Genomic DNA, 14,826 nt, shown 5'->3' on the forward strand with positions numbered 1-14,826 from the left:
TGAATATGAAACAATTGATTTGACATGGGTAGGCTACTGGTCTTGTGGATAGTACTGGGCGTGTGGGTAACCGCATCCGTTTATGTACATCTGGCATACATTAAGCGCATTGGGTTCGCGCCGGACCCGGTGCTGCCTGCCGTTCCTGTAATCGATGGCCCCCGGTTACGCATGAAACTGCCGGGAAGTCTGTTTCACAGGGCAGAGAGCACGCTCCGGCAACTGGACAAACCCGCTACGCTGGATACATTGGCCACGTATCTGATCAATCATCCGCGTCGGTTACTAACGGTGGTAGGGTACCATACCCCGGCCGAAAATAAACTGACGTTAATGCCCAATCTAGGCTTAATGCGGGCCGATGCTGTTCGGCAGTATCTGGTAAATGCCGGGGTGCCGGAAGACCAGGTGCAGGTGCAGGGACAGGCGTCGGACTTACTGAATTTCATTAAAGACTCAACCAGTGCCTTGGCCTTTTCTTTTCAGTCGATCGTGGTCAATGCCGACTGGCTGGCCCGGCACCAGAAATATATCGACCTATTCCATCCACTGCAATTGTATTTTCCCACGGGGAGTACGGAGTACATCGTAACACCGGATAACGAGCAGTTTGTGCGGGAAGCCATTACGTATCTGTACGACCACCAGAGGGAACGGCTCACTATTACGGGCCATACCGATACGACGGGTACAGAAGCGTTTAATCTCAGACTGTCACGACTGCGGGCGATGGTGGTCCGTGACAAGCTGGTAAAACAGGGCGCATCGAAACGCTGGATACAGGTTCTGGCGATGGGCGATAAGGTATCTATTGCGCCGAATAACCTGACAGAAGGCCGTGAAGCAAATCGACGCGTAACGTTACTGGTAAAAAAACGATAGCATGTTCAACCTGAATCCGTTTCACCTCGAAAATGCCAGTCTGCTGCACTTTCTGATGCTTCAGGGAACTGTCCTGCTGGCTTATTTTATATTTCAGGAGCGCTTTAAACGGCAACTTGACCGCCTGAACGACAAGTGCCAGCTGCTTCAGACTGAGGTCGACGCCCAGGAGGTTATTGAGCCGGACGTTGAAGAGGTTTTTAGCGCGGTACCGGGTCGGGACGATCTGAAAGAGATTGCGGGTATCAACACAAAGGCAGAAGCTATTTTGAATGGGGTCGGTATTCATACGTTTACACAGTTGGCTAATACCCCCATCACGACCATTCGGCGGGTGCTGGCCGAACATGGCCCGTTGATCTACACCGATGATCCGGTTACCTGGCCAAAGCAGGCCTGGCTGGCTGCGGAAGGCCGGTGGGACGAACTCCGGGCCTGGCAGGAACAGATGCGCAAGGGTATTTACAACGACTTTCAACCTACGCTTTTGTTATGAACCCACTCAATCCCTGGGTAGCCTTGACCGAAATACTGCTCCTGCTGACTGTCGCCTTTTTTATCGGCTACCTCGTTGCCTACGGTCAATACCGCAGGTCAATACAATCGAGAAAGCTACTGATTGCTCAGTTACAGGGAAAGCTGATATCGCCAAATCAGACCGAATCCAAATTGGATGAGGTGGAAGAGATCATACCCGAAGAAGACTAGTAAACGGTAGATTACCTTCCCTTTAGCCGCACAATCTATTCACTACCCACGCATAGCTACATGAAAACGACACTGACTTCCGCGCTTCTTGCCTGTTTCATTACCCTGATCATCGTTAGTGGTTGTAGTACCACACCACAGCCGCCTAACTCGGATCGGCTCAAGCGTTCTTACACCCTGGTATCCGTAATCGAAAACGGTACCGTTGTCTATCAGGAAGGCGCTGCGTCCAATATTAAACCCGGTTACGGACAGTTTTCACTCGATTTGTCTGTCCCGCCCACGGTTCGCTATCGTATTTCGGATGGAACATCGGGCGCTGATCTAACCACGTTTGTAGGAAGTTACCGGCTGCAAAATGAGAACACGCTAATTCTGGAAGGACTGAATTCACAGCCTACCGGAACAAACGGCACCATTACGTTCACGATCTCGGACCTGATCGATGGTACGTCCGTTACCCTGACGCGCACTACATCCGATCCCAAGGCGGGCAATTCAATGAATGTCTACAGGCTACGAGGGTAGCCTGTCAATCATAGCTATTTCGTTTAAGCAGCAAGCGCTACTTCTTCGAATACTTCGCCTTAAATAAGTTTAAGTACGCAAAGCTGTACAACTGCTTTATTTTAAAGTAGGTCTGTTGCTTGGGTATGGGGGCATAAAAGCCATAAACGGCATGTAGGCCAATCATCAGAACTGCCTTAACGCACTTCGCCAGAAAACGGGCTTTACTTCGCTGAATATCAATAATTTGCTCGCTTCGGCCTAGGTAATAGGCGTAGTCGAAAATGTATGTTTTATTCAGTTTGTTGCCAATTTTATGGTAAACGATCAGATCGGGGCGATACAGTATCTTGTAGCCCAGATCGCTGGCTCGGTTCAGATAGTCGACCTCTTCACCGCCCATTAAATTACTCCCTTTGCGGCCCAACTCAACATTATACCAGCCAATTTTCTGGACGGCTTCCCGGCGCATGGAGTAGTTTGCACCCATCAATTTGTGGGTATAACAAGCCGAATTGCCAATATCGAAGATGCTCATCAGGTAATAAAACTGTTCGGGCATCCAGGCCGGAATCGCTGATTGATAGGGTAGTACTTTTCCCCCTACAATATGCGTATTCGGATCACTGTATATCTGGTCGCATATATCCAGGTAATTTGCTTCAATATCAATGTCGTCGTCCAGGAAAATAAGGACATCATTTTTGGCTTCTTTTATGCCCCGGTTGCGGGCATACGACAATCCCTGATTCGTTTCCAGAATATACCGAACTTGCGGAAAACGCAGAAAAGGGTTTACTACTTCGGCCGTATTATCCGTTGACTTATTATCAATAATCAGCAGCTCATAATTTGAGTGGTCTTTGAAATGTGTCAGGAGCGAATCAATCGTTTCTTTAAGGAAATCGACCCGGTTATATGTACAAATAATGATACTATAATGAAGCATATAATCTTAGTTTTAAAGGTTGAACGTTACGGTAAAAATTCAAAAATAGTGTTTAATAATCGGATAATTTCTGCGGCCTTGTCTGGAGCCTGTCTTCCATAAAGACAAAACGAAACGGCGAATTATCGGCAGCCTTGTTGTAAATAGCTTTGTAAAAAAAGGCAACCATAATAAATGAAATGATGTAGCCAAATGTTCGCTTAACTGCTTTCTGGGTTTGGGTATTGAATAGAAAATAGAAAAAGAAACTCATGATCACTACCCTGAAGTTAAGCAGATAATCGTTGGTGCGGGCCATGATAAAATTATCCGACACAATACGATCCAGAATAGCCCCTACAAAGTAGAGATTATAGTACTTATAGAAATCGTATTTTTTAAAGTTTTCTTTCAACTCCGGACTGTACCACATGATGGCAATATCGACTACAAAAAATAAGGCGTTGGCCGTTCCGGCACCCACTTTACCCTCGGCAGTTATTTCATACATATAGTCCAGGTTATCAATATAATACCCGTATCCCATTATATTGACCAGTGGCGAAACGGCTGCCAGGATGATAGTCAGAATAGACGAAGCCAGTACTGTAACCACCAGCAGAATGCCAATTTGTACATATTTATTTTTGGCAATATCGACAAACAGCAAGGGGTAGGTAAGCACGCCAATAACCATCGTTTTATGAAAGCTATAGCCGAAAAAAATGCATACCATTACCCAGCCCCATTTTTTTTCAATGGCCAGATTGAGCGTATAGAAAAAGACGAACCAGGCCAACGACTGCCTCATGATGTTCATACTACTAAACATCATGAGGCTAACGAAAAAGAAGAAGGTGAACCAGGGTAAAATGAAAGGAAATTTTTCCAGTGCCTTGTAGAAAAAGAACATCTGGAAAAGAGCCATTATGATAAAAATGAACGTGAAGTGAACGTTCAGGTAGTTCAGGAATACATTTAGAAGCTCGTAGCCAAATTCGATTTCGCGGGGTACTACGCCGGTTTCTTTGAGCTCGAGGAAAATCTCCACATACACCTTATAGTCAATGCCTACATAATAGCGGCAACCCACCACGAAGCTGTAGAGAATAATGAGCCCGATCAGGTTAGGCCCCCAGTAGTTGGGAAAGGTGATCAACCCGGTGCGTTCATCAACAACCGCCTTGGCAGAGGGTAGTGAGAACAACAGCATCGATCCCATTAGTAAAGTATAAATTATATATGTTTCGGGTTCGACCATGCCTGTTGTTAAACCGCTACGATTCTTTTTTATTTAGTTGAGTTTTTTATTCCTGACGTTGATAGTTCACATACATAATTGTAAGTATCTATCTGGCTGTCTGTTAGTTTGTGGCTTCGGGTTACATCATTTCCAAGAAGTAAAATAAGTAATTCATTTTTATATTATTCAGTATAATGTCGCTATGAATGTTCGTTTTTTTTAATCAGAGCGGATAATTAATCTGCGTTGACGAATTAATTGTTTTTTAACACGAATTGATAAGTAGTAATCTATGGCCTACTAACTTCTTCGTTAAGAGTGCCTTTTCGTTTTCTTAATAATTTGATAATTTTTGAGGTCTCGTCTGGAGCCGATCTTCCAAAAAGACAAAACGGAATGGCGAATTATCGGCAGCCTTATTATAAATAGCTTTGTAAAAGAAAATAACCATTATTAAGGCAATGATACAGCCGAATAATCGCTTTCCCGTTCTCTGGGTTTGGGTATTGAATAGAAAATAGAAAAAGAAACTCATGATCACTACCCTGAAGTTAAGCAGATAATCGTTGGTGCGGGCCATGATAAAATTATCCGACACAATACGATCCAGAATAGTGCCCACAAAGTAGAGGTTGTAGTACTTATAGAAATCGTATTTTTTGAAGTTTTCTTTCATCTCCGGACTGTACCACATGATGGCAATATCGACTACAAAAAATAATGCGTTGGCCGTTCCGGCCCCTACTTTTTTTTCTGCAGTTATTTCATACATATAATCCAGATTGTCGATATAATATCCATAGCCCAGCAAGTTGACCAGTGGCGAAACGGCTGCCAGGATGATAGTCAGAATAGACGAAGCCAGTACTGTAACTACCAGCAGGATGCCGATTTGTATGTATTTGTTCTTGGCAATATCGGTAAACAGCAGGGGGTAGGTAAGCACACCGATAAGCATCGTTTTGTGAAAGCTGTAGCCGAAAAAAATGCACAGCATTACCAAACCCCATCTTTTTTCAATGGCCAGGTTAAGTGCATAGAAAAAGACGAACCAGGCCAACGACTGCCTCATGATGTTCATACTGCTGAACATCATGAGGCTAACGAAGAAAAAGAAGGTGAACCAGCGTAAAATGAAAGGAAATTTTTCCAGCGCCTTATAGAAAAAGAACATCTGGAAAAGAGCCATTATGATAAAAATGAACGTGAAATGAACATTCAGGAGGTTTAAAATTTTATACATAAACTCAAACCCAAACTCGATTTCACGAGATACCATGCCGGTTTCTTTGAGTTCGAGGAAAATCTCCACATACACCTTATAGTCAATGCCCACGTAATAGCGGCAACCCACCACGAAGCTGTAGAGAATAATGAGTCCGATCAGGTTAGGCCCCCAGTAGTTGGGAAAGGTGATCAGTCCGGTACGTTCGTCAACAACCGCCTTGGCCGATGGCTGTGAGAACAACAGCATCGAACCCATCAGCAAGGTGTATAGTATGTATGTACCGGGCTCAACCATGCCCCCTGGCTGTCCCATATCTGCCGCTAAGCCTGTGAGACTTCTTTTTTACCGGTCTGTATATTCAGCAGGCTGGTAATCATATAGAAGTCGCCTTTGGTATATATTCCTAGAAGGTAGCCAACCGGTAGTATAGCGAGCAAAATAACTGCACGAATACCATAGCTCAGCAGGTAGTTGCTAGCCGGTATAAAATGATTCAGCACAAACCAGCCCACAGTCAGAGCAGTGAAGAAAAGCACCGTGCCAGGATAGAAGAACAGCCGAATTTGGGGATCTATTTTGGCAGCATCGCGGGTGAAGAGTACCCGCTCGAACAGACAGGCCAGCAACAGGGCTGCGGCAACAGAAATTGGCAGGTCATTAAAGAAATTGAAATGGGCCATTGTGGTTGAGAAAAAGATAATGGCCACAATGAACAGTATCGAATTGCGGTTGAATGCCCTGAAGCTGTTATTGGCAAATAAATAGTTCTGGTAGGGGATGGTCAATATTTTGACATAAGCGAACAAAATCGACAGCAACAGCACCGGAAATGCTTCGAGGTAGCGGTTTCCAAAGACCAGTGTGATCAACTCGTTGCCGAACAGCGAAGCGGCCAGAAACGCCGGTAAGAAGCTGATGGTGATGAACCGTTCGTAACTGCTCAACTGGCTGATCGTTTTGTCGTTGTTGTTCTCCGTTGCGTTTTTCGAGAAAACCGATAACAGAATACTGCCAATGCTGATCCCTAAGGTCATGAGCAGCAACCCAAGCCGGTTACCCACATTATAGAAGCCAATTAGTTCCGGCGAAACCTTGTAAAGCCCCAACAGGACTTTATCGAAACTGACCAGTAGTCCGTAGGCAATCGTGGAGGTGGAAATAGTCATCGAATAACGGATGTACTTCTTCACAACCGTCAGTGAATAAGGCCCAAAGTCCGACCGAATCAAATTAATCACTGGATAAACAGAGCCTAACGCGCAGGCTGCCATAATGTACCAGGCAATCCCTATTTCCGACTCTCCCAGCAGAACGGCAGCAATTTTGGCAATATTGATCAGCGTCTGGGCATAAAAATCGGTCATGTTGGACCGGACAATATTTAGCTTCGACGATTGATCCGTTATGTAGATGTAAAAGGGCGTCATCAAGTAATCCTGGAGGATAAAAATGATGATCAGCGAGATCTGAAGATCGGTAAAGGCTCCGTTGTGGCTGAAGTTATTCCAGAGAACAAAAGATAAAACCAGCAACGACGTGAGGACATTATACAGCACAAAAACAACCATGTAGTTCTTTAGTCCCACCTGATTGTTTTCGTTATACATTTTCAGGTGAACACTATTGACCGTATGGGTAAATATCGACTTCACCAGAACCTGAAAAGACATGGCCAGCCCAATATTGCCCATGATGGTTGGTCCGCCAACCCGGGCAATAAATACTGAACTGAGGATGCCCAGCCCCATCGATACAATATTGATGATAAAATTCTGACCTATCTTTTTACCTAACATTATTAGATGCACTTTACGGTGGTTATTTCACTCGGTAACTATTCTCCTTCCGGGCGTCGTTCAGCACAATGAACGGAAGTTTCAACTTGTTTTCCTGATGTACTTCTTTGATGCTGTCGAGCTGCTCAACGGGGGTGAAATTGTAGCGCACCACAAAAACGGTTGTGTCGATATGGTCGGCCAACGCAAAGGTATCGGCCACCTTACCCACGGGCGCCGAGTCGATAATGATATAGTCGAAGCGTTCCCGAAGTTCGGCGATCAGTTTGCCCACCTCTGCATTCATGATAAATTCGGGTGCGTTGGCGGGCAATGGGCCTGTACCAATAACCGACAGATTGGGAGTGCCCGGAAAGGGTGTCAACAGCTTATTGAGGGAGGTAACACTGCCATTCAGGTAATCCGTAACCCCCACTTCACTCGTTACACGGAGGTTGGTCAGGATACCGGGATTCCGAAAGTTCAAATCCAGTAGGGCTACTTTCTTATTCAGGAAGCTAAGGCTCAGGGCCAGATTGGTGCTGAAAAAAGTTTTACCTTCTTTAGCGATACCAGACGTTACCAGGATAACCTGGTGCGGCTGATTCGCAACTGCAAAGTGTAAGTTGCTTCGGATCAGCCGGAACTGATCAACGATCGGCTTCTGGCTTTCCTGAGAAATAATAAAAATCCCTTTATTCCTGAAGCGAAAAATGCCCTTCTTATTATAGCGCATGACTTCTCCCAGAATAGGCACCGCCACCGCGGTCGATACATCGCTGCGCTGACGAACCAAACCGCTCAGTAAGTCGGGGACGGTAATGAAGGCGATGGGCAAGATCAGGCCCAGTATAAAGGCCAGTGCATAAGCGACGGGTTTTTTCGGCGAAACGGGCGTTTTAGTAGCCGATGCCGGATCAATGACGCGGGTATTTGAAATGGTAGCCGCCAGGGATAGCGACGACTCCTCCCGCTTTTGCAGCAGAAATGAATACAGGTTTCGTTTAACACCCTCCTGTCGGTTTATGGCGTTAAGCTGACGTTCGATATCCGGTACCTGAGTAATGTGTTCCTGTAAGCTACTGGTTTTGGCCGTCAGGTCGCCCTGGGTAATGAGCAGGCCCCGCTTTACGGTCTTTAAGTTTTCCAGGATTGACAGTCTGAAACTGGCCAGCTGTTCATCAATATGTACAACCAGCGGGTTGGTTGTTTCGCTGGTACGCAGCATACGCTCCCGCTGCAGCAGCAGGTCGTTGAATTTGCCAATGAAGTCCTGTAGCGTTGGATCATTAATTGTCAGATTACTGGGCACCAGTTCGTACTTCTGCCTTTGCCGGGACAGGTATCGCTCCAGCGATTCGGCGATATCGAGCTGTATTTTGTTGGCCGAGAGCTGGTTGTTATAAATTCTGGACTCTTCCAGATACCCATTCGCTTCGGAGCGGACATCGGTTACCTGATTCCGGCGCTTAAAGGCCTCGGTCGATTTCTCGATCTCCGATAACTCGGCGGTAAGGTCCTTTAAGCGATCATCAATAAAGTGGATGGTATTGATGGCCAGTAGGTTGCGGTCTTCCTTATTCTCTTTGTTATAAACCTCAATGAGCTTGTTCAGAATAACTTTTCCTTTTTCCGGAACAGCACTCTGCATGTAAACGCTCAGCACATTTGCTTTTTTGTTCAGCTGAATAACGGACGTTGATTTACTGTAGCTATCAGCCATATCCTCCAGGTTATTGAAGAAAATGAATATCTTCTTCGGCTGCCAGCGCATGGCCTCTGGATTGGCCAGAACAGTAAACGTGCCATAAGGCCGTTTAATAAGCTGGCCGAACTGGTAGGTGTTGGCGGGCGGGGGGCCGTCCTGCAACTGAAACTCGCGTGTATTTTTAATGAGTATCGCTATCGGCTTCGTATAAGCCGCTTCGGAGAGTTCTTTTACCGATAAGCGGACAGGAAGATCATCACCAAAAATCTCCCGCTTTTTGAACGAGTCGGCTACAAAATAGCTCGTTTGCAAACCAAGTTCGGCTAAAACCCGGTGCATCAGGGTCACCGATCGTAAGGCTTCGATCTCATCTTCAATGCTGGTTGTCGAGTTTAAAATATCCAATTCCTTAAAAATCGGATTGCCCGGCCTGATATCGGGGCCTTTCTCTATGTCTTTGATTAGCAGACTTATACTGACGTTGTATTGCGGGGTGGCCGATTTTAAATAAAGGATTGCCAGCACCAGGCTAATGCCAATGCTAATGACAAACAAGTACCAGAAGCGCCAGTACTTGTAAAGGAATCGCCTGAAGCCGCTTTGTCCAGATGATACGTAACTTACTTCTCCCTCCGTCATAACGTTTTTTCTAAGATACCTTAGCTATCGAAAGAGTGATATGATCGTTAAAGCCGTCGATGATACAAGGGTAGTCCACAGAGGAATAAATCGGTTAGACGGATCATTTTGGTATACCTTCATTTTACTGTCGGGCTCTACATAAACGATGTCATTCTGGCGCAGGTAAAAAAACGGTGTTTCGAAAGCACTTTTGTTGGTCAGGTCAATTCGGTTGGATGTACGTACGCCATTCTGATGACGGATGACCAGCACAGTCTCCCGCTTGCCAAACACGGTCATATCGCCGGCCATGCCCAGGGCTTCGAGGACGTTTACACTCTCCCGGCTTATCGTAAAAGTAGACGGGTGCGTTACTTCGCCGAGTACGGTTATGTTAAAGTTTATCAGCTTCACGCTTACAACCGGACCTTTCAGGTATTTCGAAACATCGAGGGTCAGTTTTTGAGCGGCCTCTTCTTTGGTCAGGTCGCCCAGTTTAACCCGCCCCAGGACCGGGAAATTAATGTACCCTTCGCGATCGACCAGATAGCCATCCTTATCCGCTTTGTTAACAAGCGCGTTGTTGACCATGCCTGGTTCGGTAGGGCTGGTACTGCTGGCGGCTAAAAGCCCTTTATTGAATAAAATCGTTGATTCCGGATTTAAGCTGCTTACTGTTATAGACAGCAGATCGTCCGGCTGAATCCGTAGGGGAGCATTATTTAAAACCTGGCCCTTCTCTTCTGCAAGGCCACGCAAATCATTCATATAGACCAGGTTGCGTTTGGAACTACACGCTATCAGGCCAAAAAAAGAGATAAAAAACCAGAGTAAACGTCTGAAAATCATTTGTTGAGATGTAGTACCAAAAGGTGTTTGATGGAAAAAAATGATAGCTAGAATAAGTATTAGGTTGGTAGTATTATACGTTAGTCAATCGCTGCAATCGATAAAGTCTGGAATTATACACTACCCGTGTTTAAAACAGGATACGTTGAATCGAATAATCTAGGATAGAAAATTTCCAATCTGCTCCCGGCCAACTGAAAGTATAGCCGCTATACTTTCTATAAAAACAAGAGAGGATCAGAGGGTAATGGTAAGTTTTATACTATTAATAAGCTACTACACTGTGTCAAAGGACGAATATAAGCAATTAGTTTAAGTTTCTTCATTTGTTTTAACAATAAGTTAATTAAGGTATTGAATATGAATTGTTTGTGTCGTTGATAGAGTTTTCCGAGGAAGCTAAAAGTTACTCTTCTGGCTACCACTTAGATAGCATGGCCTCGCCGAACAGAGAGAAGGTCATTCGCTAATTTTTTTTCCAAGCGGGCAATATTGTGCAAAAATATTATAAAGAAATCAATTACAATAAACTACAGGTGTAACAGAGGAGCCTTTTAATGACCAGAACGGAAGGTATGGAGCAATGCTACGTAACTAACGGGATAATTTAATTGACAATCGTCGAAAATACGGGAAATATCCCGTTGACTCCCATTCGGAACCGGGAGTTATTTGCCAGGGTGGACGTATTTTCCCTTTTGAAGAGGCTATCATCGCCGATTCTTCCGGTGGCGAGATAGGCTGCTTTTTACAGGTGATTATTTATCCTCTAACTTCTGACTGGCCATGGTTTACACTCCAGTAAAAAATAGCCTGTGCATCCTGAGTCTGTTGGTCTTTCTTCAGGCTTGCTCGTATTCCGTCATTGTGTCCAACAAAAACGGGGTAGCACAGGCAGACCCCTTTCGGCAGGAACTAGGGTTTTACAACCTTAAAAAGGTGCAGGACGTCAAGCTTATTGATCACCTCTCCTTATTGCAGAACAGCGTAATGATCGTTGATTCGACCTGTACGGAAGGCTTTCACTCAATAGAATATAAAATTACGTTTGGCGACATGCTCCGCAACACGTTCACGTTTGGTAAACGGAAAGCGGTAAGGGTTCGAATTGTTTGCATAAAACCGACCAATCAATAATACCATGGCGCAGACAAGAACACATCACGTTTCGGAGTGGAACAACTATCATTTCAACGGTCCCTACCCAACAAAATGCCTGTTTGATATTGACACCGACCGAAGCATTGTTTCACTTGTTGATCGGTATACCGACAGCGCCAGCGGTATTCAGGCGTTGATACGCGATAGCCTGATGAATCATGAACGGTTTCGGGCATATGGCAGCGCCTGGTCATTATCAAACGTTGCGCACCAGAGCGACCGGATGCTCTTTAATGCCAGCCTGAACATCAGACTGGAGATAAAAGACAGCCAGTTGCATTCGTCTACGACTTATCTGTCGGAAAACCTTTTTCTGTTTCAATGCGGCAACACGATCAAAGAAATTTCGGAGTTCCTGCAGAAGAAAGGTAAATCGCTGAAAACGTGCGGGGCCAGTAACGGACAAACCATAGCCGGGGCTATTTCTACGGGCGTTCATGGTTCGTCCATCGATGTGGGTTCTATTCAGGATTGCGTTGTGGGACTTCAGCTCATTATCGGCCCCGACGCGAAGGATCTGGTTTACATCGAGCGGGAAAGCCGACCGGCTCTGGCGGATGATTTTGCCCGACGTCTGAAGTCGAGGGTCATTCGGAGTGATGCGTTATTTAATGCCGCTCTGGTGAGTTTAGGGGCATTTGGAGTTATTCATGGGGTTGTACTGGAAGCGGAGGACCTGTATCTCCTGAAGCGCTACGTCAAAAAGATCAGCAAGGCCGATGCGCTGCAGATTGCCGCCACGATGGATTTTACCCATGCCCGCTTCAAACTGCCCGACGAGGTGCTGCCCGATGGAACCGTCAATCGGCCCTTTCATTATAAGCTGTACATAAATCCTTACAACGCCAGTGAGGATTTCGTCACTGAAATTATCTACAAAAAGCCCTATCGAACCGGCTACCCCAACCCGGTTCCATTTGTGCAAAATGCCATCTTTAAAGATATACCCACCTGGGTGTCGGCCTTTGCGGCCAAACATAAGCGAATCATCCCCAAGATACTGGACGCGCTGAGGAGCGAAGCATTCCCGAAAGTCGATGACATTATAGAGGGCACCCTGGGCGAAATATTCTGGGACACCTCGCAGTCGAGCGCGGCTTTTGGCTGCGGCTTTGGCATCGACATTGCCGACTCGCCCAAAGCCCTCGACCTGTTCATTGACCTGATGAACGACAAAGGCCCCATACCGGGCATTCTGTCTATGCGGTTCGTGAAAGCGTCGGAGGCTACGCTGGGATTCACCCGGTTTCCAACCACCTGCATTCTGGAAGTGGACGGCGTGCCCTGGCAGGGAAATCAAAACATGATTTCGCTGGACGATTTTTTAACGGACGTGATAAAAACCTTCAAGGATAGCGGCATTCTGTTTACCCTGCACTGGGGCAAAAATGCCCCCTGGTCCTTCCCGAATCTGGTGGACCTGATGTACGGCAGCGCCGACGACCAATGGAAAGACATGCGGAGCATACTACTCTCGAAGGAAATGGCGGATCTATTCTCCAATGATTTTCTAAACACCGTCAAACTGGCCGATTACCGGGTAAACATCGCACCGGACTTCGTGACCCTGCGCGATGCGGTTGCTGCGTTGGTTGTGTGAGGAGGCAATCTGTAAATTCGAAACGGGATGCTTTTCAGTGATGTCAGGTTCGTCAACCCGACACCATACTGGCAACTCCAATTCTGTTATTCGCTAATGACTGCTCAGGCCAGTATTTCCTTAACAACCTTACCGGCCGTATCGGTAAGGCGGAAGTTACGGCCCTGGAATGGGTAAGTGAATTTCTCGTGATCGAAACCCATCAAGTGAAGAATTGTGGCTTGTAAATCGTGGACATGCACACGGTCGTTTACGCCATAGTAGCCCAGCTCATCAGTTTGGCCGTGCGTGTAACCTTGCCTGGTGCCGCCCCCGGCCATCCACATCGTGAACGCTTCCAAGTGGTGATCCCGGCCCATATAGGGCATCACCAGACCATTTCGATTTTCCTGCATGGGGGTTCGGCCAAATTCGGCACCCCATACGACCAGAGTTTCCTCAAGCAGCCCCCGCATCTTAAGATCCTGCAGCAGGGCCGCTACGGGCTTATCCGAGAGCCTGCATTTTTGCCGTAATCCACCTTCTACATTGTCGGCCGCCGAGGTGCCGTGCCCATCCCAGCCCCAGTCGAAAAGCTGCACGAACCGGACATCATTCTCAACCAGCTTGCGGGCCAGCAGGCAATTCATCGCGAAGCTGCCTTCTCCGGGTTTTACTCCGTACATATCCAGAATAAACGGCGGCTCTTTCGATACGTCCATCACTTGCGGCACGGACATTTGCATGCGGAAAGCCATTTCATACTGGCTTATGCGGGTCAGAATTTCCGGGTCTTGGACGTCTTCGTAGGTTTGACGGTTGATTTTGTTGATAGCCTCGATGGTTTTTCGGCGCATGTTGCGATTCATGCCGTGAGGATCGGTTACGTAAAGGACCGGATCGCCACCGGTGCGGCATTGTACACCTTGATAAACCGATGGCAGAAAGCCACTGCCGTACACACTTTTTCCCGCGTCAGGTTGCCGCCCGCCCGACGCCAGAACGATAAAGCCGGGCAAATTCTGGTTTTCGGAGCCCAGTCCGTACACGGCCCACGCACCCAGACTCGGGCGACCCAGTCGGGCGCTTCCCGTATGGAGCAGCAACTGGGCCGGGGCGTGGTTGAACTGATCGGTGTGCATGGCTTTCAAAAAGGTGATCTCGTCAGCCATCGTTTGCAGGTAAGGCAGGTAGTCCGACAGCCAGGCGCCCGACTGACCGTACTGGCTAAACTTACCCTGAGGGCCCAGCATCTTGGGAACTCCCTGAATAAAGGCAAACTGTTTCCCTTCCAGAAAAGCCGCCGGGCAATCTTTACCGTGGTATTTCTCCAGTTCGGGTTTGTAATCGAACAGTTCCAGTTGAGAAGGCGCACCCGCCATGTGGATATAAATGACCCGTTTGGCTTTGGGTATAAAATGCGGCACGTTTAAGGACGCAGCCGAACGAGAATCCGTTGTTTTCTCCCTGACTGTCCCGCACGCATCCAGTAGTGAACCCAGCCCTAACATGCCCAACCCAAAACCGGCAGATTGCAGGAAGTGTCGACGGGTCTGACGCTGCACGTCGGCATGAAGTAGTTCGTTCAGTAACTTGTTCATCGTCGGTTCGTTGGTTGGGCTTGGAGAAATGGCATG

At 46.9% G+C, this 14,826-nt stretch carries 13 protein-coding genes; 6 read left to right on the top strand and 7 right to left on the bottom strand.

From position 1 onward, the window contains the following. The first annotated feature begins 24 nt into the window (after positions 1-24). Genes ACYVJM_RS14740 through ACYVJM_RS14755 form a run of 4 tightly spaced genes read left to right on the top strand, consistent with a single transcriptional unit; the run spans position 25 to position 2,118 of the window. A complete protein-coding gene (locus ACYVJM_RS14740; RefSeq protein WP_461148994.1) occupies positions 25-882 on the top strand; it encodes an OmpA family protein in 858 nt (285 codons plus the stop codon). A gap of 1 nt (position 883) precedes the next feature. After that, entirely contained in the window at positions 884-1,378 is a 495-nt protein-coding gene (locus ACYVJM_RS14745) for a hypothetical protein (RefSeq protein WP_461148995.1), read from the top strand. Continuing rightward, the gene (locus ACYVJM_RS14750; RefSeq protein ID WP_461148996.1) at positions 1,375-1,590 is read left to right on the top strand and encodes a hypothetical protein; all 216 of its coding nucleotides are present in this window, start codon (positions 1,375-1,377) and stop codon (positions 1,588-1,590) included. The genes ACYVJM_RS14745 and ACYVJM_RS14750 overlap by 4 nt, the downstream gene beginning before the upstream one ends. Positions 1,591-1,650: 60 nt before the next feature. Further along, positions 1,651-2,118 carry a hypothetical protein gene (locus tag ACYVJM_RS14755; protein WP_461148997.1) on the top strand — a complete coding sequence of 156 codons (468 nt, stop codon included), beginning with the start codon at positions 1,651-1,653 and terminating at the stop codon, positions 2,116-2,118. A gap of 37 nt (positions 2,119-2,155) precedes the next feature. Here the strand turns inward: ACYVJM_RS14755 and ACYVJM_RS14760 are convergent, their stop codons facing one another. The 6 genes from ACYVJM_RS14760 to ACYVJM_RS14785 all read right to left on the bottom strand — a co-directional run bounded on the left by ACYVJM_RS14760 (position 2,156) and on the right by ACYVJM_RS14785 (position 10,368). Beyond that, positions 2,156-3,046 carry a glycosyltransferase family 2 protein gene (locus ACYVJM_RS14760; protein WP_461148998.1) on the bottom strand — a complete coding sequence of 297 codons (891 nt, stop codon included), beginning with the start codon at positions 3,044-3,046 and terminating at the stop codon, positions 2,156-2,158. Positions 3,047-3,098: 52 nt separating this feature from the next. Further along, positions 3,099-4,247, bottom strand: a complete 1,149-nt coding sequence (locus tag ACYVJM_RS14765) for an EpsG family protein (protein WP_461148999.1) — start codon at positions 4,245-4,247, stop codon at positions 3,099-3,101. A gap of 355 nt (positions 4,248-4,602) precedes the next feature. Next, on the bottom strand, positions 4,603-5,808 hold the full coding sequence (locus ACYVJM_RS14770) for an EpsG family protein (RefSeq protein ID WP_461149000.1): 1,206 nt from the start codon (positions 5,806-5,808) through the stop codon (positions 4,603-4,605). Between the two features lie 8 nt (positions 5,809-5,816). Next, positions 5,817-7,304, bottom strand: a complete 1,488-nt coding sequence (locus tag ACYVJM_RS14775) for a lipopolysaccharide biosynthesis protein (RefSeq protein WP_461149001.1) — start codon at positions 7,302-7,304, stop codon at positions 5,817-5,819. 10 nt (positions 7,305-7,314) lie between these two features. After that, positions 7,315-9,618: a GumC family protein gene (locus tag ACYVJM_RS14780; RefSeq protein ID WP_461149002.1), complete on the bottom strand. Its 2,304-nt coding sequence runs from the start codon at positions 9,616-9,618 to the stop codon at positions 7,315-7,317. A gap of 24 nt (positions 9,619-9,642) precedes the next feature. Beyond that, positions 9,643-10,368, bottom strand: coding sequence for a polysaccharide biosynthesis/export family protein (locus tag ACYVJM_RS14785; RefSeq protein WP_461149003.1), 726 nt, complete (start codon positions 10,366-10,368; stop codon positions 9,643-9,645). Positions 10,369-11,235: 867 nt separating this feature from the next. Between ACYVJM_RS14785 and ACYVJM_RS14790 the strand changes: the two genes are divergently transcribed. Together ACYVJM_RS14790 and ACYVJM_RS14795 are read left to right on the top strand one after the other, a co-directional pair. Further along, positions 11,236-11,586, top strand: coding sequence for a hypothetical protein (locus tag ACYVJM_RS14790; RefSeq protein ID WP_461149004.1), 351 nt, complete (start codon positions 11,236-11,238; stop codon positions 11,584-11,586). Positions 11,587-11,590: 4 nt separating this feature from the next. Continuing rightward, positions 11,591-13,210 (top strand): FAD-binding protein, encoded by a 1,620-nt coding sequence (locus tag ACYVJM_RS14795; protein ID WP_461149005.1) that lies wholly within the window; start codon positions 11,591-11,593, stop codon positions 13,208-13,210. Between the two features lie 104 nt (positions 13,211-13,314). On the opposite strand, the gene ACYVJM_RS14800 is transcribed toward ACYVJM_RS14795, so the two are convergent. Next, on the bottom strand, positions 13,315-14,790 hold the full coding sequence (locus tag ACYVJM_RS14800; protein WP_461149006.1) for a DUF1501 domain-containing protein: 1,476 nt from the start codon (positions 14,788-14,790) through the stop codon (positions 13,315-13,317). Positions 14,791-14,826: the final 36 nt, after the last annotated feature.

The sequence above is a fragment of the Spirosoma pulveris genome (assembly GCF_054781875.1).